17 protein-coding genes are annotated in these 16,241 nt (G+C 67.2%); 14 read left to right on the top strand and 3 right to left on the bottom strand.

Annotated elements, in window-relative coordinates:
* Positions 1-8 precede the first annotated feature (8 nt).
* Together ACSQ25_RS21910 and ACSQ25_RS21905 are read right to left on the bottom strand one after the other, a co-directional pair.
* The gene (locus ACSQ25_RS21910; RefSeq protein WP_436107758.1) at positions 9-1,013 is read right to left on the bottom strand and encodes a bestrophin family protein; all 1,005 of its coding nucleotides are present in this window, start codon (positions 1,011-1,013) and stop codon (positions 9-11) included.
* Positions 1,014-1,020: 7 nt separating this feature from the next.
* Entirely contained in the window at positions 1,021-1,770 is a 750-nt protein-coding gene (locus tag ACSQ25_RS21905) for an SDR family oxidoreductase (protein WP_436107757.1), read from the bottom strand.
* A gap of 310 nt (positions 1,771-2,080) precedes the next feature.
* Between ACSQ25_RS21905 and ACSQ25_RS21900 the strand changes: the two genes are divergently transcribed.
* From ACSQ25_RS21900 to ACSQ25_RS21890, 3 genes are read left to right on the top strand one after another with little or no spacing between them, the layout of a single operon-like run.
* Positions 2,081-3,232: a benzoate/H(+) symporter BenE family transporter gene (locus ACSQ25_RS21900; RefSeq protein ID WP_436108118.1), complete on the top strand. Its 1,152-nt coding sequence runs from the start codon at positions 2,081-2,083 to the stop codon at positions 3,230-3,232.
* A gap of 28 nt (positions 3,233-3,260) precedes the next feature.
* Complete coding sequence (locus tag ACSQ25_RS21895; protein WP_436107756.1) at positions 3,261-4,616, top strand: MFS transporter; 1,356 nt, start codon at positions 3,261-3,263, stop codon at positions 4,614-4,616.
* A gap of 28 nt (positions 4,617-4,644) precedes the next feature.
* Positions 4,645-5,730 (top strand): porin, encoded by a 1,086-nt coding sequence (locus ACSQ25_RS21890; RefSeq protein WP_436107755.1) that lies wholly within the window; start codon positions 4,645-4,647, stop codon positions 5,728-5,730.
* A 99-nt stretch (positions 5,731-5,829) separates the two neighbouring features.
* Here the strand turns inward: ACSQ25_RS21890 and ACSQ25_RS21885 are convergent, their stop codons facing one another.
* A complete protein-coding gene (locus ACSQ25_RS21885; RefSeq protein WP_436108117.1) occupies positions 5,830-6,744 on the bottom strand; it encodes a LysR family transcriptional regulator in 915 nt (304 codons plus the stop codon).
* 101 nt (positions 6,745-6,845) lie between these two features.
* Between ACSQ25_RS21885 and ACSQ25_RS21880 the strand changes: the two genes are divergently transcribed.
* The 11 genes from ACSQ25_RS21880 to pcaF are packed head-to-tail and all read left to right on the top strand — an operon-like array spanning position 6,846 to position 16,237.
* Complete coding sequence (locus ACSQ25_RS21880) at positions 6,846-7,955, top strand: muconate/chloromuconate family cycloisomerase (protein ID WP_436107754.1); 1,110 nt, start codon at positions 6,846-6,848, stop codon at positions 7,953-7,955.
* 21 nt (positions 7,956-7,976) lie between these two features.
* A complete protein-coding gene (gene catC / locus ACSQ25_RS21875; RefSeq protein ID WP_436107753.1) occupies positions 7,977-8,267 on the top strand; it encodes a muconolactone Delta-isomerase in 291 nt (96 codons plus the stop codon).
* Positions 8,268-8,295: 28 nt separating this feature from the next.
* Positions 8,296-9,216 carry a catechol 1,2-dioxygenase gene (catA, locus tag ACSQ25_RS21870; protein ID WP_436107752.1) on the top strand — a complete coding sequence of 307 codons (921 nt, stop codon included), beginning with the start codon at positions 8,296-8,298 and terminating at the stop codon, positions 9,214-9,216.
* Between the two features lie 10 nt (positions 9,217-9,226).
* Entirely contained in the window at positions 9,227-10,597 is a 1,371-nt protein-coding gene (benA, locus tag ACSQ25_RS21865) for a benzoate 1,2-dioxygenase large subunit (RefSeq protein WP_436107751.1), read from the top strand.
* Positions 10,594-11,085, top strand: coding sequence for a benzoate 1,2-dioxygenase small subunit (gene benB, locus ACSQ25_RS21860; protein ID WP_436107750.1), 492 nt, complete (start codon positions 10,594-10,596; stop codon positions 11,083-11,085). Before benA ends, benB begins: the two co-directional genes overlap by 4 nt.
* A gap of 29 nt (positions 11,086-11,114) precedes the next feature.
* Positions 11,115-12,137: a benzoate 1,2-dioxygenase electron transfer component BenC gene (gene benC / locus ACSQ25_RS21855; RefSeq protein WP_436107749.1), complete on the top strand. Its 1,023-nt coding sequence runs from the start codon at positions 11,115-11,117 to the stop codon at positions 12,135-12,137.
* A complete protein-coding gene (locus tag ACSQ25_RS21850; protein ID WP_436107748.1) occupies positions 12,134-12,919 on the top strand; it encodes a 1,6-dihydroxycyclohexa-2,4-diene-1-carboxylate dehydrogenase in 786 nt (261 codons plus the stop codon). Before benC ends, ACSQ25_RS21850 begins: the two co-directional genes overlap by 4 nt.
* A gap of 15 nt (positions 12,920-12,934) precedes the next feature.
* On the top strand, positions 12,935-13,711 hold the full coding sequence (pcaD, locus tag ACSQ25_RS21845) for a 3-oxoadipate enol-lactonase (protein ID WP_436107747.1): 777 nt from the start codon (positions 12,935-12,937) through the stop codon (positions 13,709-13,711).
* An 11-nt stretch (positions 13,712-13,722) separates the two neighbouring features.
* Positions 13,723-14,388: a 3-oxoacid CoA-transferase subunit A gene (locus ACSQ25_RS21840; RefSeq protein WP_436107746.1), complete on the top strand. Its 666-nt coding sequence runs from the start codon at positions 13,723-13,725 to the stop codon at positions 14,386-14,388.
* Positions 14,385-15,038: a CoA transferase subunit B gene (locus tag ACSQ25_RS21835; protein ID WP_436107745.1), complete on the top strand. Its 654-nt coding sequence runs from the start codon at positions 14,385-14,387 to the stop codon at positions 15,036-15,038. The genes ACSQ25_RS21840 and ACSQ25_RS21835 overlap by 4 nt, the downstream gene beginning before the upstream one ends.
* Complete coding sequence (gene pcaF, locus ACSQ25_RS21830; RefSeq protein WP_436107744.1) at positions 15,035-16,237, top strand: 3-oxoadipyl-CoA thiolase; 1,203 nt, start codon at positions 15,035-15,037, stop codon at positions 16,235-16,237. The genes ACSQ25_RS21835 and pcaF overlap by 4 nt, the downstream gene beginning before the upstream one ends.
* The last annotated feature ends 4 nt before the right edge of the window (positions 16,238-16,241 follow it).

The raw sequence follows: 16,241 nt of genomic DNA, 5'->3' as shown, positions 1-16,241 counted from the left end.
GGGCGCGCCTAGAGAAGGATGTGCCCGTCGGACGGCGGCGCGCTGCGGTCGGGCGCCGATCCCAGCAGCGCCAGCAATTCCTGCTCGATCGCGCGCGACATATGGGTGATGGGGACGTCGTTGGCGCCGCCTTCGAAGGGATTCTCGGTACTTTCGCCGACCTGGTCGAGCGCCAGGTACATCCAGGCGACCAGGACGCTGAACGGCACGGCGAACCAGCCCATCTGGCCCTCCAGCAGGGCGGGTGCGGGCAGCTGGGCGAACTCGCGCACCATCCCGAGGGGCAGCAGCAGGGCAAACAGCCACACGAACAATGAATTGACGATGGTGTACTGGCGCGGATAAGGGAAATTCTTGATCCGCTGCGCACGCGCATGCTGGTCGATCAGGTCCTTGAGGGTCTTCTGCATCTCGGTGTGATGCAGCACCGGCAGTCCTTGGGCGAGGTAGAGACCGCGGATGGCGCGGCTCTGCATGGACATCAGCGCAGCAGGGATGTCGCCGCCCGCCAGCAGTTCCGCGACGGTAGCCGGCGGCAGGTATTTGGCCAGTTCGGTCTCGAGCGGAATGCTGCGTTCCGCCACCACGAAGCTGCGCTCCCGGTATTCGGCATTCGGGGCGGTGGCTGCCGCCTCCCAGACACGGGGAGTGCGCAACTGGTAGCGGACCGCGGTGAGCCAGGCCAGGTGCCTGGGAATCAGATCGCGGACGGCGTTGTCGTCGGCCGGGAAGTCGCGGCTGATCAGGCCCCAATAACGGCTGGACGCCGTGATCGACGACCAGATCTGTTGCGCTTCGACGGTGCGGTGATGGCTCTGGACGTTCTTGAATCCGACGATGAAGGACGCCGCGGTTCCCAGCAGCGCGAGCACCGGCCAGGGCAAGGCCGGCCAGCGCCAGCCGCCCAGCTGGTACAGCGCCGCGACCGCGCCGGCGGCCGCCGCGACCACGTAGATCCTGCGCCGCGTCCAGTAGACGAATTCGGCCAGGCCGTAGGATTTCCCGATGTGCATCTGGGGTTCAGCGTGCCTGCGCCTGCAGCCAGCCCTGCAGATGGACAGCGCCCAGCCGTGCCTTCCCGTGCGGCACCAGCGTGTCTTCCTGCAGCTCCGCGCCGAAGTAGGGGGCGTGGACGTCGGCACGCACGGTGCGCGGGTCCTTCCTGGCCACCAGGTATTGCTGCACCAGTTCGGCGAGACGGAAGCGCTCGGGGCCGGCGATCTCGACGATGCCGTTCACCGGCGCGCCGAGGGTGGCGTCGGCCATCGCCAGGGCCACGTCGTCCGACGAGATCGGCTGCACGAAGGCAGGCGAGAGGGCGATGCTGTCGCCTTGCCCCGCCGATGCGGCGATACCGCCCAGGAATTCGAAGAACTGGGTGGAATGCACGATGGTGTAGGGCAGGCCGGACTCCCGGATCAGCTTCTCCTGCGCGATCTTGCCGCGGAAGTAGCCGCTGTCGGCCAGGCGGTCGGTACCGACGACCGACAGCGCCACGTGGTGTCTCACGCCCGCCCTGGCCGCGGCGGCCAGCAAGTTGCGTCCGGAGGTCGTGAAGAATTCCATCACGGCCTCGTCCGCGAACGAGGGCGAATTCGCCACGTCCACGACGACGTCGGTGTTGGCCAGCGCCTCGTCGAGCCCCTCGCCGGTGATGGTGTTGACGCCCGAATTGGGCGATGCCGCGACCGCTTCATGGCCGCGCTCGCGCAGGATGGCGACCAGTTTGCTGCCGATCAGGCCAGTGCCGCCGATGACGACGATTTTCATGAGCTTCCCCTTGTTTGCCAAATACATAAGCAAATGGTAGTGCTGCATCGACTCGCCCCACAATGACAAAAATCCGCGTTTTTCTGCCACGCGCGGCGGAACTGATACCCCAGAGGTATCGATTGCATACCAAATCAGTGTTGGACTGCATTCCCGGGCTTATCTACTCTGCATTGCAGGAAGCGCCCACGACGGCGCCTCGTTAAAAAACATCCATGGAGACAGCATGCAAGGTCAGGGCCATCACAGCCATGGCGCGGGCGAAGCCATTCCCGCGCTGTCCGGTGCGCAGCAGGAGAGGGCAAGCGCCATGCTGCCCGCCATCGTGGCCGGCTTCCTCGCCGTCCTCGTCTCCTTTTCCGGCCCGCTGGCCATCTTCTTCCAGGCCGCCCAGGCCGCCCGCATCTCGAACGAGATGTTCGCGTCCTGGGTCTGGGGCATCTCGGTCGGCGCGGCCGTCGCCGGCATCTTCCTGAGCTGGCGCCTCAAGATCCCCGTCATCACCGCCTGGTCGGCGCCGGGCACCGCGCTCCTGATCACACTGTTCCCCGAACTGTCGCTGAACGAGGCGGTCGGCGCCTACCTGACGGCCGCCACCATCCTGCTCGTGATCGGCCTGTCGGGCTGGGTCGAGCGCGTCGCCGCCTGGGTGCCGCCCGGTGTCGCCAGCGGCATGATGGCGGGCATCCTGATCCCCTTCGGCTTCAAGGCATTCACGGGCCTGCAGACCATGCCGGTGCTGGTGCTGGGCATGCTCGCCGCCTACCTGGTCTTCAAGCGCCTGACGCCCCGCTACTGCGTCGCGCTGCTGCTGGCCACCGGCGCCGCCATCGCCTGGGCCGGCGGCGCCACCCATTTCGGCGGACTCGCACTCGAACTCGCAGTACCGCAATTCATTCCGCCGGCCTGGTCCTGGTCCAGCACCTTCAGCCTGGCCCTGCCGCTGGTGCTGGTCACCCTCACCGGCCAGTACCTGCCGGGCATGACGGTGCTGAAGACCTCGGGCTACGACAGTCCGGTGCGCCCGATCATTGCCACCAGCAGCCTGGTGTCGCTGCTGGTGGCGTTTGCCGGCGGGATCACGATCGCCATCGCCGCCATCACCGCCGCCATGTGCACCGGGCGCGAGGCGCACGAGGATCCGCGCCGCCGCTACATCGCCGGCATCGCCAACGGCGCCTTCTACCTGGTGGCGGGCCTGTTCGGCGGCTCGATCGTGATGCTGTTCGCGGCCTTTCCGAAGGAACTGGTGATGACCCTGGCCGGGCTGGCCCTGCTCGGGCCGATCCTGGCCAACCTGGGCGGCATCGTGGCCGCGCAGGACCACCGCGAAGCCTCGGTGATCGCCTTCGTGGCCACCGCATCGGGCACCAGCTTCCTCGGGCTCGGTTCCGCCTTCTGGGGCATCGTCATCGGGATGCTGGCCTGCAGGGTGCTGCACGGCCCCTGGAAAACGACATAAGACTATTCAAACGACAGGAGACGACAACATGCGACACATCGACGTACACAAGCTGGCCGACGGGGCCCGCTTCAACCGCTTCCACATGGGCATCCTCGCCTGGTGCGCGATCATCATCATCTGCGACGGCTATGACCTGGCCGTGGCCGGGATCGCGCTGCCTTCGATCATGCAGGAGATGGGCGTCACCGCCCAGAACGCGGGCTTCATGGTCAGCTCGGCCCTGTTCGGCATGATGTTCGGCGCCATCTTCCTGGGCACGATCGCGGACAAGATCGGGCGCCGCCTGGCGATCGTCATCTGCCTCGCGCTGTTCAGCGTCTTCACGGCCGCCGCCGGTTTCGCCGGCGATCCCTATACCTTCAGCGTGATGCGCTTCCTGGCCGGCCTGGGCATCGGCGGCGTGATGCCGAACGTGGTCGCCCAGATGACGGAGTACTCGCCCAAGCGCATCCGCTCCACCATGGTGACGCTCATGTTCAGCGGCTATGCGGTCGGCGGCATGCTGGCCGCCCTTCTGGGCAAGGGCATGATCGAAGCCTACGGCTGGCAATCGGTGTTCCTGGCGGCCGGCGTGCCGGTGATCCTGATCCCCTTCATCCTGAAGGGCATGCCGGAGTCGATGCCCTTCCTGATCCGCCAGGGCCGCCAGGCCGAGCTGCAAAGCATCCTGGTGCGGATGGATCCGACCTATCGTGTGCAGAAGGACGACAGCTATACGCTGCCGGCGGCCGACCGGGCCGAAGGCGCGCCGATCGGCAAGCTGTTCCAGGAAGGGCGCGGTTTCAGCACCGTCATGTTCTGGGTCGCCTTCTTCATGTGCCTGTTCATGGTGTACGCGCTCAGCTCCTGGCTCGCCAAGCTGATGGCCGGCGCCGGCTACAGCCTGGGCTCGGCCCTGACCTTCGTGCTGGTGCTGAACTTCGGCGCCGTGATCGGCGCGGTCGGCGGCGGCTGGCTGGCGGACCGCTTCCACATCAAGTACGTGCTGGTGGGGATGTACCTGCTGGCCGCCGTGTCGATCACGCTGCTGGGCGTCAAGGTCTCGACCCCGGTGCTGTTCCTGCTGGTCGGCCTGGCCGGCGCCTCCACCATCGGCACCCAGATCGTCACCTATGCCTATGCGGGCCAGTTCTACCCGATGGCGGTGCGCTCCACCGGCATCGGCTGGGCCTCGGGCGTCGGCCGCAGCGGCGCGATCCTGGCGCCGATCGTGATCGGCACCCTGGTCGGCATGTCGCTGCCGCTGCAGCAGAACTTCCTCGCCATTGCGATTCCCGCCGCGATCGCCGCCGTCGCCGTGGCCTGCATCCGCCACGGCCGCTCGGCCTCGGCGCTGCCGGCACTGCGCAGCGCCCCGCTCGCGGAAGCCAGCAAGGCCTGAGCCATCTACAAATAAACAGGAGACATGCATGAAAGCAGCAGCAACACTTCCCCTCGCCGCCATCCTGTGCAGCGGTGCCGCCATGGCCCAGGCCCAGGTCACGGTGTACGGCATCGTCGATGCCGCCGTGGCCCGCACCACCAATGCCGACGCGGCCGGCAACGCCGTCACCAAGGTTTCTTCCTTGTCCGGCAGCCTGCCGTCACGGATCGGTTTTCGCGGCAGCGAAGACTTGGGCGGCGGCCTGTCCGCCGTGTTTGCGCTGGAAAGCGGCTTCAATCCCGACACCGGCGTCTCGGGGCAGGGCGGGCGCCTGTTCGGGCGCCAGGCCTGGATCGGCCTGAAGGGGAACTGGGGCACGCTGCAGGTCGGGCGCATCCTCAACATGACTTTCCTCGCCACCGCGAAGAGCGACGTGCTGGGGCCGAACCTGTTCTCGATCAACAGCATCGACCTCTACCTGCCGAATGCGCGCAGCGATAACGCGGTCGGCTACCTGGGCAGTTTCAAGGGCGTCACCGTGGGCGCCACCTACAGCCTGGGACGCGACGCGTCCGCGGCCGGCGGGCCCGCGGCCACCAACTGCGGCGGCGAAGTGGCGGGCAACAGCAAGGCTTGCCGCCAGGTGACGGCGCTGCTCGGCTATGACAATGCGGCGTACGGGATCAACGCGAGCTACGACAAGCTGTACGGGAATGTCGGTGCGGCCGGAGGGCTCACCAGCAGCGATCGTTTCGACCGGCGCGTCACCGTCAACGGCTATGCCATGCTGGGCGCGACCAAGCTCGGCGCGGGCATCATCGACCGCAAAACCGACGCCGTCACCGGCATCACCGAGTCCGATCTGGTCTACGTCGGCATCAGCCATCCGCTGGCCCCGGGCCTGACCCTGGATGCGCAGGTGGCGCGCAAGGACGTGAGGCGTTCAGCGGACGATACCAAGATGGCGGTGGCGCGCCTGACCTATGCGTTATCGAAGCGTACCGCGGTGTACGGGGCGGTGGGGCGGATGGACAACGAGGGCCTGGCCGCCGTTGCTCTCGATGCCGGCGGCACGGTGGCGCCGGGGCGGGCGCAGAACGGCGTCATGGCGGGCTTGCGCCACATGTTTTGAGCGTAGGGTGGACGGCTATGCCGTCCGCGCGTTCAACTAAAGCATGTGTCGCCACAACGCAACCGGGAGCTGGACGCGCGGACGGCGAAGCCGTCCACCCTACAACGTCTCCTTGGTGTGCGGCAGCCCGTAGTCGTCGTAAATGGCGTAGATCACCGCCAGCATCTGCTCCAGCTCGGGCGTGCGGTCCATGTGGCGCACGCTGAAGAAGATCGGCGAGAACGCGTGCTTGTCTTCGATCTGGCGGTACACCACGTTCCGGTGGTGCATGCCCTGCACGCTGGCCGGCACGATCGACAGGCCCTGTTCGGCCGCCACCAGGCCCATCGCGATCTGCAGCTCGCGCACTTCCACCACGTGGTCGGGCCGCAGGTTGGCTTCGTTGAACAGCCCGAGCACCTGGTCGGCGAAGCTGGGGCGCGGCGTGCTCGGGTAGACCAGCAGCGGCTCCTGCACCAGGTCGACCAGGCGCAGCGGCGCTTCGTTCGCGGCCAGGCGGTGGCCGGGGAACAGCGCCACCACCATGCGCTCCTCGCGCAGCAGGATGCGGCGGATGCTCGGGTCCTCGCTCTTCAGGCGCCCGAAGCCGACGTCGATCCGCCCCTCCTTTAAGGCCTTCATCTGCTCGACGGTGGTCATCTCGTGCAGCACCACTTCGACCTCGGGATAGGCCGCGCGGTAGCGCCGGATGATGTCCGGCAGCAGGCCGTACAGGGTCGAGGCGACGAAGCCGGCGTTGATGGTGCGTTCCAGCTTGCCCACGCGCTGGGTCATGCTCTTGAGGTCGCGCACCTGGTCGAGCAGGGGTTTGGCATGCGCCAGGAAGAACTGGCCGGCCTCGGTCAGGCGCAGCGGACGCGTGCCTTTCTCGATCAGGGCCACGCCCAAGTATTCCTCGAGTTGCTGGATCTGGCGGCTCAGCGGCGGCTGCGCGATATGCAGGCGTTCGGCCGCCCGCGTGAAGTTGCGTTCTTCCGCCACGGCGACGAAATAGCGCAGATGACGCAGTTCCAACATCATACCTCCCAGGTATCGAAACGATACTAATACAGTCTTGGACGGGGCTTTTAAGGGGGATTATCGTGTTTCTACCGACAGAATTATACGCGCTGAATATGATAACCAACATCGAAACTTTCCTGGTCGACGTCCCGACGATCCGCCCCCACAAGCTGTCGGTGGCCACCATGAACACCCAGACCCTGGTGCTAGTGCGGGTGCGCTGCGAGGACGGCATCCATGGCTGGGGCGAGGCCACCACCATCGGTGGACTGGCCTACGGCGAAGAGAGTCCGGAAAGCATCAAGACCAATATCGACACCCATATCGCCCCGCTGCTGGTCGGTATGGAAGCCTCCGCAGTGGCCAAGGCAATGGCGAAAGTGCGCAAGGCAGTCCAGGGCAACCGCTTCGCGAAATGCGCGATCGAGACCGCGCTGCTCGACGCCCAGGCACGCCGCCTTGGCGTGCCGCTGTCCGAGCTGCTCGGCGGCCGGGTGCGCGACGCGCTGCCGGTGGCCTGGACCCTGGCCAGCGGCGACACCAGCCGCGACATCCAGGAAGCCGAGCAGATGCTCGAGCTGCGCCGCCACCGCATCTTCAAGCTGAAGATCGGCCTGCGCAGCGTCGACCAGGACGTCGACCACGTGCTGGCCATCAAGCGCGCCCTGGGCGACCGCGCCAGCGTGCGGGTGGACGTCAACCAGGCCTGGAGCGAACTCGATGCGATGCGCGGCATTGCGGCCCTCGAAGCCGGCGGCGTCGACCTGATCGAACAGCCGGTCAAGGCCGGCAACGTCGCCGCCCTGGCCCGCCTGAAGGCGCGCTTCGACGTCGCCATCATGGCCGACGAGGCCCTGCACGGCCCGGACGATGCGATGGCGATTGCCCGCGCCGACGGCGCCGACGTCTATGCGGTCAAGATCACCCAGTCCGGCGGATTGACCCCGGCACTCGAAGTGGCGACCGTCGCGCGCCTGGCCGGCATCGGCCTGTACGGCGGCACCATGCTGGAAGGCGGCATCGGCACCGCCGCCACCGCCCACGTCTGCGCCACCTTCGCCGACCTGGCCTGGGGCACCGAACTGTTCGGCCCCTTGCTGCTGACCCAGGAAATCCTGGCCGAACCCCTGGTCTACCGCGACTTCATGCTGCAGGTGCCGACCGGGCCTGGACTCGGGGTCGAGCCCGACCTGGACAAGCTGCACGCGATGCAGCGCCGCTAAAGAACACACGAGGAGACAAAGATGCTGTTCCACGTCCGCATGAACGTTCAACTGCCGCCCACGATGCCGCCAGACGATGCGGCGCGCCTCAAGGCCGACGAGAAGGCGCTGGCCCAGCGCCTGCAGGAAGAGGGCGCCTGGCGCCACCTGTGGCGCATCGCCGGCCAGTACGCCAACGTCAGCATCTTCGACGTCGAGAGCAACGAGGCGCTGCACGCGCTTCTGATGTCACTGCCGCTGTTCCCCTACATGCAGATCGAGGTGACGCCCTTGTGCCGGCACCCTTCTTCCATCCGGCTGGATGACCGCTGAACCCACCACCCACTACAAGGAGACTGAAATGAATCACGCAGACATCGAAACCCTGGCAAAGAACTGGGTCGTGGACGCCGCCTCGAAGCCGGCCGACGCCCGAGTGCAGCAAGTTGTCGTGCGCCTGCTGGGCGACCTGTGCAAGGCCATCGAAGACCTCGACATCAGCCCGAGCGAATTCTGGAGCGGCGTGTCCTACATGTCCGCCGCCGGCGCCGCCAACGAGCTGGGCCTGCTGGCCGCCGGCCTGGGCCTGGAGCGCTTCCTCGACATCCGCGCCGACGAGGCCGAGGCGAAAGCCGGCCTGGAAGGCGGCACCCCGCGCACCATCGAAGGCCCGCTGTACGTGGCCGGCGCCCCGGAAAGCACCGGCTTCGCCCGCCTCGACGACGGCAGCGAGAGCGAGCAGGCCGAAGTCCTGTTCATGCAGGGCACCGTGTTCGACGGGGACGGCCAGCCGCTGGCCGGCGCCAAGGTCGAGGTCTGGCACGCCAACCTGATGGGCAACTACTCCTTCTTCGACCGTACCCAGTCGGACTTCAACCTGCGCCGCAGCATCGTCACCGACAAGAACGGCCGCTATGCCTTCCGCAGCATCCTGCCCAAGGGCTATGGCTGCCCGCCGAACGGCACCACCCAGCAGCTGCTCGACAAGCTGGGCCGCCACGGCCAGCGCCCGGCGCACATCCACTTCTTCGTGTCGGCGCCCGGCCACCGCAAGCTCACCACCCAGATCAACATCGACGGCGACGAGTACCTGTGGGACGACTTCGCCTTTGCCAGCCGCGAAGGCCTGGTGCCGCCCGTGACCCGCATCGACGACCCGGCCCAGCTGGACGCGAAACGCGTGAGCGCACCCTTTGCCTCGATCGATTTCGACTTCCGCCTGTACCGCGACACCGCGGCAGCCCCGAGCCCGCTGGTGGAACGTCCGCGCGCCGCCGCCTGAGGAGAACACGATGATTCCGATCCGTCCCGTCAGCGCCTTCGCACCGAAGCGCATCGACGACTACCTGATCGAAGACGAAGCCAGCGGCGACTACCGCCTGCACCGCAACGCCTTCACCGACGAAGCCCTGTTCGAGCTCGAGATGAAGCACATCTTCGAGGGCAACTGGGTCTACCTGGCCCACGAAAGCCAGGTCCCGAACGTCAACGACTACTACACGACCCACATCGGCCGCCAGCCGGTATTCATCGCGCGTAACCGCCAGGGCGAGCTGAACGCCTTCATCAATGCCTGCAGCCACCGCGGCGCCCAGCTGTGCCGCCACAAGCGCGGCAACAAGGCGACCTATACCTGCCCCTTCCATGGCTGGACCTTCAACAACAGCGGCAAGCTGCTCAAGGTGAAGGACCCGGAAGACGCCGGCTATCCGGAGTGCTTCAACAAGGAAGGCTCGCACGACCTCAAGAAGCTGGCGCGCTTCGGCAACTACAAGGGCTTCCTGTTCGGCAGCCTGAATCCGGACGTGCCTTCGCTCGAGGAATTCCTCGGCGACGCCGGCAAGATCATCGACATGATCGTCGACCAGTCGCCGGACGGCCTGGAAGTGCTGCGCGGTTCCTCGACCTATACCTATGAAGGCAACTGGAAGCTGCAGGCCGAGAACGGCGCCGACGGCTACCACGTGAGCGCCGTGCACTGGAACTACGCGGCCACCACCAACCGCCGCAAGGAAGAGCAGGCGGCGCGCGAAGACAAGATCCGCGCCATGGACGCCGGCAAGTGGGGCCGCCAGGGCGGCGGCTTCTATGCCTTCGACCACGGCCACATGCTGCTGTGGACCAAGTGGGCGAATCCGGAAGACCGTCCCAACTACCCGCGCCACGCCGAATACGCGGCGCAGTACGGCAAGGCCACCGCCGACTGGATGGTCGAGCGCTCGCGCAACCTCTGCCTGTACCCGAACGTCTACCTGATGGACCAGTTCGGATCGCAGATCCGCCTGCTGCGCCCCCTGGCCGTGAACAAGACCGAAGTCACGATCTACTGCATCGCGCCCAAGGGCGAGCCGGACGAAGCGCGTGCGCGCCGCATCCGCCAGTACGAAGACTTCTTCAACGTCAGCGGCATGGCGACGCCGGACGACCTGGAAGAGTTCCGCGCCTGCCAGGAAGGCTATGCCGGCGGCGCCATGCAGTGGAACGACATGTGCCGCGGCGCCACCCATTGGGTCAAGGGCCCGGACGAGGCGGCGCAGGAGATCGGCCTCAATCCCGTGATGAGCGGCGTGCGCACCGAAGACGAGGGCCTGTACACGGTGCAGCACCGCTACTGGCTGGACGTGATGAAGCGTGCCCTGGCCGCGGAAGGAGGTTCGAAATGAGCGAACCGACCATGCAGGCGCTGTGCGCCTTCCTGTACCGCGAGGCGCGCCTGCTCGACGACGAGCAGTGGGACGACTGGCTGGAATGCTATGACCCGGATGCGCAGTTCTGGATGCCGGCCTGGGACGACGACGGCAAGCTGGTATCCGACCCGCAGCGCGAGATCTCGCTGATCTACTACCCGAGCCGCCAGGGCCTGGAGGACCGCGTGTTCCGCATCAAGACCGAGCGCTCCAGCGCCACCATGCCGGATACCCGCACCAGCCACAACATCGCGAACGTGGAAGTCGAGAAGCTTGAGGGGAGCCGGGTGACGCTGCGCTTCAACTGGCACACCCTGAGCCACCGCTACAAGACGACCTACAGCCATTTCGGCATGTCGCGCTACGTGATCGACACCGCCGGGCCGGATTTCAAGATCCTGGACAAGTACGTGGTCCTGAAGAACGACTACATCAGCCAGGTCATCGACATTTATCACATTTAAGCAGCACCAATGCATCGCAGGAGACGACGATGAGCCATACGATCGCACTGCAGTTCGAGGACGGCGTGACCCGTTTCATCAGCTGTAATGTCAACGAAAAACTGGCGGATGCCGCCTATCGCCAGAAAGTGAACATTCCCCTCGACTGCCGCGACGGCGCCTGCGGCACCTGCCGCGGGCTGTGCGAATCGGGGCAGTACGAGATGCCGCCGGAAAGCTATATCGAGGACGCGCTCGAGCCACAGGATGCGGCGGCCGGCTACGTGCTGGCCTGCCAGATGCGTCCCACCTCGGACTGCGTGGTGCGGATTCCGGCCACCTCGAGCGCCTGCAAGACCGGCGTGCACAGCTTCGACGGCAAGATCGCCGAAGTGACGGCGCTGTCGCCGTCGAGCTTCCGCTTCTCGGTGGCGCTGGACGCCCCGGACGCGCTGGACTTCCTGCCCGGGCAGTACGTGAACGTCACCGTGCCGGGCACGGACCAGACCCGTTCGTACTCCTTCAGTTCCGCGCCGGGCGCGGCGCAGGCCAGCTTCGTGGTGCGCAACGTGCCCGGGGGCCTGATGAGCGGCTATCTTGCCCAGGCAAAGCCGGGCGACGCGGTCAGCTTCGCCGGTCCCTTCGGCAGCTTCTACCTGCGTCCGCTCCAGCGTCCGCTCCTGCTGCTGGCGGGCGGCACCGGCATCGCGCCCTTCCTGTCCATGCTCGACGTGCTCGACCGCCAGGGCTTCAGCCAGCCGGTCAAGATGGTGTATGCCGTGACCAACGACCACGACCTGGTCGAACTGGAACAGCTCGAGCGTATCGCGGCGGCCCACCCGCAGTTCGAGTATGTCACCTGCGTTTCGAGCGATGCCAGCTGCCACCAGCGCAAGGGCTATGCCACCGCTCACGTCGAGCCGGCCTGGGTAAATGGGGGTGAGGTCGACGTCTACCTGTGCGGCCCGGTGCCGATGGTGGAGGCGGTGCGCGGATGGCTGGACAGCACGGGCGTCAAGCCGGCCAATTTCTACTTCGAGAAATTCTCGGCCAGCAGCGGAGGCGCGGCATGATGCATCCTGAGCGTTTCAAGGACCAGGTCATGGTCGTGACGGGGGCGGCCCAGGGCATCGGCCGCGGCGTCGCCCTCGGCGCGGCGCGCGAAGGCGCCCAGCTGGTGCTGGCCGACCGCTCGGCCCTGGTGCACGAGGTGGCGCAGGAGGCCGTCGGGCTCGGCGCCCAGGTGGTGGTGGTCGAGGCCGACCTCGAAACCTGGGCCGGGGCAAGCGGCATGGCGGCCCGGGCGATCGAGGATTACGGCCGCATCGACATCCTGGTCAACAACGTCGGCGGCACCATCTGGGCCAAGCCCTACCAGGAATACGAGGAGGCGCAGATCGAGGCCGAGATCCGGCGCTCGCTGTTCCCGACCCTGTGGGGCTGCCGGGCGGTCCTGCCGGCCATGCTGGCGCAGGGCGCGGGCGCGATCGTCAACGTCTCTTCGGTGGCCACGCGCGGCATCTACCGCATTCCGTACTCGGCGGCCAAGGGAGGCGTCAATGCCCTGACCGCCAGCCTGGCCTTCGAGCATGCCGAGCATGGCATCCGCGTGAATGCGGTGGCGACCGGCGGCACCGAGGCGCCGCCGCGCAAGGTCCCGCGCAATCCGCAGCCGCTGAGCGAGCAGGAACAGGCCTGGTATGCCGGTATCGTCGAGCAGACCCGGTCCAGCAGCCCTATGCACCGCTACGGGACGATCGATGAGCAGGTCGGCGCGATCCTGTTCCTGGCCTCGCGCGAGGCTTCGTACATCACGGGAACCGTGCTGCCGGTCGGCGGCGGGGATCAGGGCTGAGGGCTGAGGACAATCATGGCATTCGCACATCTCGACGATATCCAGCTGTACTACCAGACGGACGGCAGCCGCAGCAAACCCTGCCTGGTGCTGTCCAATTCCCTCGGCACCGACCTGGGCATGTGGGACCGCCAGGCGGCGGCCCTGGCAGCGCATTTCTTTGTCCTGCGCTACGACACCCGCGGACACGGCCGCTCCGGCAGCGCCGGCCCGGTCACGATCTCCCGGCTCGGCCAGGACGTACTGGACTTGCTGGATCACCTCGATATCCAGCGCGCGCACTTCTGCGGGATCTCGATGGGCGGCCTGACCGGGCAGTGGCTGGGCGCCTACGCCCCGAGCCGGATCGGCAGGCTGGTGCTGGCGAATACCGCCGCGCGCATCGGCAGGCCCGAGGCCTGGCTGGAGCGTGCCGCCCAGGTGCGCGCCGAAGGCATGAAAGGCGTGGCCGACGGCGCCGCCGGGCGCTGGTTCACACCTGGCTTCATCGCACGCGAGCCGGCCGCGGTGGACCGCCTGGTGCAGGGGCTGCGCGCCACCGCGCCGGACGGCTATGCCGCCTGCTGCGAAGCGCTGGCCGGGGCCGACCTGCGCGCGGAGGTTTCGGCCATCGCGAACCCGACGCTCGTGATCGCCGGCCGTGACGATCCTGTCACGACCGCGGACGACGCCCGATGGCTGGCGGCGCAGGCGCAGGACGCCCGGGTCGAGGAACTGGCGGCCTCGCATCTCTCCAACATTGAATGCCCCGAGGATTTCAGCGCCTGCCTGCGCCGCTTCCTTGCCAACTGATAGAGGACACCATGATCGACAAGACATGCGCATCGCTGGAGCAGGCGGTTGCCGGCATCCTGGACGGCGCCACCATCATGATCGGCGGCTTCGGCAATGCCGGCATGCCGGCCGCGCTGATCGATGCCCTGCTGGCGCAGGGCGCGCGCGAACTCACCATCGTCAACAACAACGCCGGCAACGGCGAGACCGGGCTGGCGGCCCTGATCCGCGAGCGGCGCGTGCGCAAGATGATCTGCTCCTTCCCGCGCCAGCACGATTCCCACCACTTCGATGCGCTGTACCGCGCCGGTGACGTCGAGCTCGAGCTGACGCCGCAAGGCAACCTGGCCGAGCGCATCCGCGCGGCGGGTGCGGGGATCGGCGGCTTCTTCACGCCGACCGGCTACGGCACCCTGCTGGCCGAGGGCAAGGAAACCCGCGTCATCGACGGCCGCCATTACGTGCTCGAGACCCCGATCCGCGCCGACTTCGCCCTGATCAAGGCATTGCGCGGCGACCGCTGGGGCAACCTGGTGTACCGCAAGACGGCACGCAACTTCGGGCCGATCATGGCGATGGCCGCCAAGACCACCATCGCCCAGGTGGCGGAGGTGGTGGAACTCGGAGAGCTCGATCCGGAAACCGTGGTCACCCCGGGCATCTTCGTTCAACGCGTCGTCAAGGAGGCAGCATGAGCCGATACAGTCGTGACCAGATGGCCGAGCGCGTCGCGCGCGACATCCCCGAAGGCGCCTACGTCAACCTCGGCATCGGCCTGCCGACCAAGGTAGCCAACTACCTGCCGCCCGAGCGCGAAGTCTTCCTGCACAGTGAGAACGGCCTGCTCGGCATGGGACCGGCTCCGGCGCCGGGCGAGGAAGACGAAGACCTGATCAACGCCGGCAAGCAGCCGGTGACCCTGCTGGCCGGCGGCGCCTACTTCCACCATGCCGATTCCTTTGCAATGATGCGCGGCGGCCACCTCGACATCTGCGTGCTGGGCGCCTTCCAGGTGGCTGCGAACGGCGACCTGGCCAACTGGCATACCGGCGCACCCGATGCGATTCCGGCCGTGGGCGGCGCGATGGATCTCGCCATCGGCGCCAAGCAGGTGTTCGTCATGATGGAGCATCAGACCAAGACCGCGGAATCGAAAATTGTCGAGGCCTGCACCTATCCGCTGACCGGTATCCAGTGTGTCAGCCGCATCTACACCGACCTGGCGGTGCTCGACGTCACACCGGACGGGCTGCGCGTGCGCGAGATGGCGCCCGGCCTGACCTTCAACGATCTGCAGGCGGTCACTCAGGCCCGGCTGCTGCCTGCCCTGGGAGAACCAGCATGAACGACGCCTACATCTGCGATGCCATCCGCACCCCCATCGGCCGCTACGGCGGCGCCCTGAAGGACCTGCGCGCCGACGACCTCGGCGCCGTGCCGATCCGCGAGCTGATGCGCCGTAACCCGGACGTGGACTGGCGCGCCGTCGACGACGTGATCTACGGCTGCGCCAACCAGGCCGGCGAAGACAACCGCAACGTGGCGCGCATGTCGGCACTGCTGGCCGGCTTGCCGCACGAGGTGCCCGGTTCGACCGTCAACCGCCTGTGCGGTTCGGGCCTGGACGCGGTCGGCAGTGCCGCACGCGCCATCCGCAGCGGCGAGGCGCGCCTGATGATCGCCGGCGGCGTCGAATCGATGACGCGCGCGCCTTTTGTGATGGGCAAGGCCGACAGCGCCTTCTCACGCAATGCGGCGATCTATGACACCACCATCGGCTGGCGTTTCCCGAATCCCCGCATGAAAGAGCTGCACGGCCTCGATGCGATGCCGGAGACGGCGGAAAACGTCGCCGCCGACTACCGCATTTCACGTGCCGACCAGGACCTGTTCGCCCTGCGGAGCCAGCAGAAGGCGGCGCAGGCGCAGCGCGACGGGCTGTTCGACGACGAGATCGTCCCGGTGCTGCTGCCCCAGAAGAAAGGGGAGCCGCTCAGCTTCGCGCGCGACGAGCACCTGCGCGAAACCAGCCTCGAGGCCTTGGCCAAACTGAAGGGCGTGGTGCGTGCGGACGGCAGCGTCACCGCCGGCAACGCCTCCGGCGTCAATGACGGCGCCTGCGCGCTGCTGCTGGCCAACGCGGAGGCCGCGCAAGCCTATGGCCTGGTGCCGCGCGCCCGCATCGTCGGCATGGCGACCGGCGGCGTGGCGCCGCGCGTCATGGGCATCGGTCCGGCGCCGGCGACGCAAAAACTGCTGCGCCAACTCGGCATGACGCTCGACCAGGTCGACCTGATCGAACTGAACGAGGCCTTCGCCTCCCAGGGCCTGGCCGTGCTGCGTGAACTGGGCATCGCCGACGACGACCCGCGCGTGAATCCCTACGGCGGCGCCATCGCGCTCGGCCATCCGCTCGGCATGTCGGGCGCGCGCCTGGTGACGACGGCGACTTACCAGCTGCAGCGCACGCAAGGCCGTTTCGCGCTGTGCACCATGTGCGTCGGCGTCGGCCAGGGTATCGCCCTGATGATCGAACGGGTCTGATCCC

The organism is Massilia sp. LjRoot122, assembly GCF_964252725.1.
In the GTDB taxonomy this organism is placed as follows: domain Bacteria; phylum Pseudomonadota; class Gammaproteobacteria; order Burkholderiales; family Burkholderiaceae_D; genus Telluria.
This window is presented reverse-complemented; position numbering and strand designations above follow the sequence as displayed.

Bases quoted from the DNA above. Each gene is read 5' to 3' on its own strand.
- ACSQ25_RS21910 (WP_436107758.1), bottom strand. From the start codon at position 1,013: ATGCACATCGGGAAATCCTACGGCCTGGCCGAATTCGTCTACTGGACG.
- ACSQ25_RS21905 (WP_436107757.1), bottom strand. From the start codon at position 1,770: ATGAAAATCGTCGTCATCGGCGGCACTGGCCTGATCGGCAGCAAACTG.
- ACSQ25_RS21900 (WP_436108118.1), top strand. From the start codon at position 2,081: ATGCTGCCCGCCATCGTGGCCGGCTTCCTCGCCGTCCTCGTCTCCTTT.
- ACSQ25_RS21895 (WP_436107756.1), top strand. From the start codon at position 3,261: ATGCGACACATCGACGTACACAAGCTGGCCGACGGGGCCCGCTTCAAC.
- ACSQ25_RS21890 (WP_436107755.1), top strand. From the start codon at position 4,645: ATGAAAGCAGCAGCAACACTTCCCCTCGCCGCCATCCTGTGCAGCGGT.
- ACSQ25_RS21880 (WP_436107754.1), top strand. From the start codon at position 6,846: ATGATAACCAACATCGAAACTTTCCTGGTCGACGTCCCGACGATCCGC.
- catC (WP_436107753.1), top strand. From the start codon at position 7,977: ATGCTGTTCCACGTCCGCATGAACGTTCAACTGCCGCCCACGATGCCG.
- catA (WP_436107752.1), top strand. From the start codon at position 8,296: ATGAATCACGCAGACATCGAAACCCTGGCAAAGAACTGGGTCGTGGAC.
- benA (WP_436107751.1), top strand. From the start codon at position 9,227: ATGATTCCGATCCGTCCCGTCAGCGCCTTCGCACCGAAGCGCATCGAC.
- benB (WP_436107750.1), top strand. From the start codon at position 10,594: ATGAGCGAACCGACCATGCAGGCGCTGTGCGCCTTCCTGTACCGCGAG.
- benC (WP_436107749.1), top strand. From the start codon at position 11,115: ATGAGCCATACGATCGCACTGCAGTTCGAGGACGGCGTGACCCGTTTC.
- ACSQ25_RS21850 (WP_436107748.1), top strand. From the start codon at position 12,134: ATGATGCATCCTGAGCGTTTCAAGGACCAGGTCATGGTCGTGACGGGG.
- pcaD (WP_436107747.1), top strand. From the start codon at position 12,935: ATGGCATTCGCACATCTCGACGATATCCAGCTGTACTACCAGACGGAC.
- ACSQ25_RS21840 (WP_436107746.1), top strand. From the start codon at position 13,723: ATGATCGACAAGACATGCGCATCGCTGGAGCAGGCGGTTGCCGGCATC.
- ACSQ25_RS21835 (WP_436107745.1), top strand. From the start codon at position 14,385: ATGAGCCGATACAGTCGTGACCAGATGGCCGAGCGCGTCGCGCGCGAC.
- pcaF (WP_436107744.1), top strand. From the start codon at position 15,035: ATGAACGACGCCTACATCTGCGATGCCATCCGCACCCCCATCGGCCGC.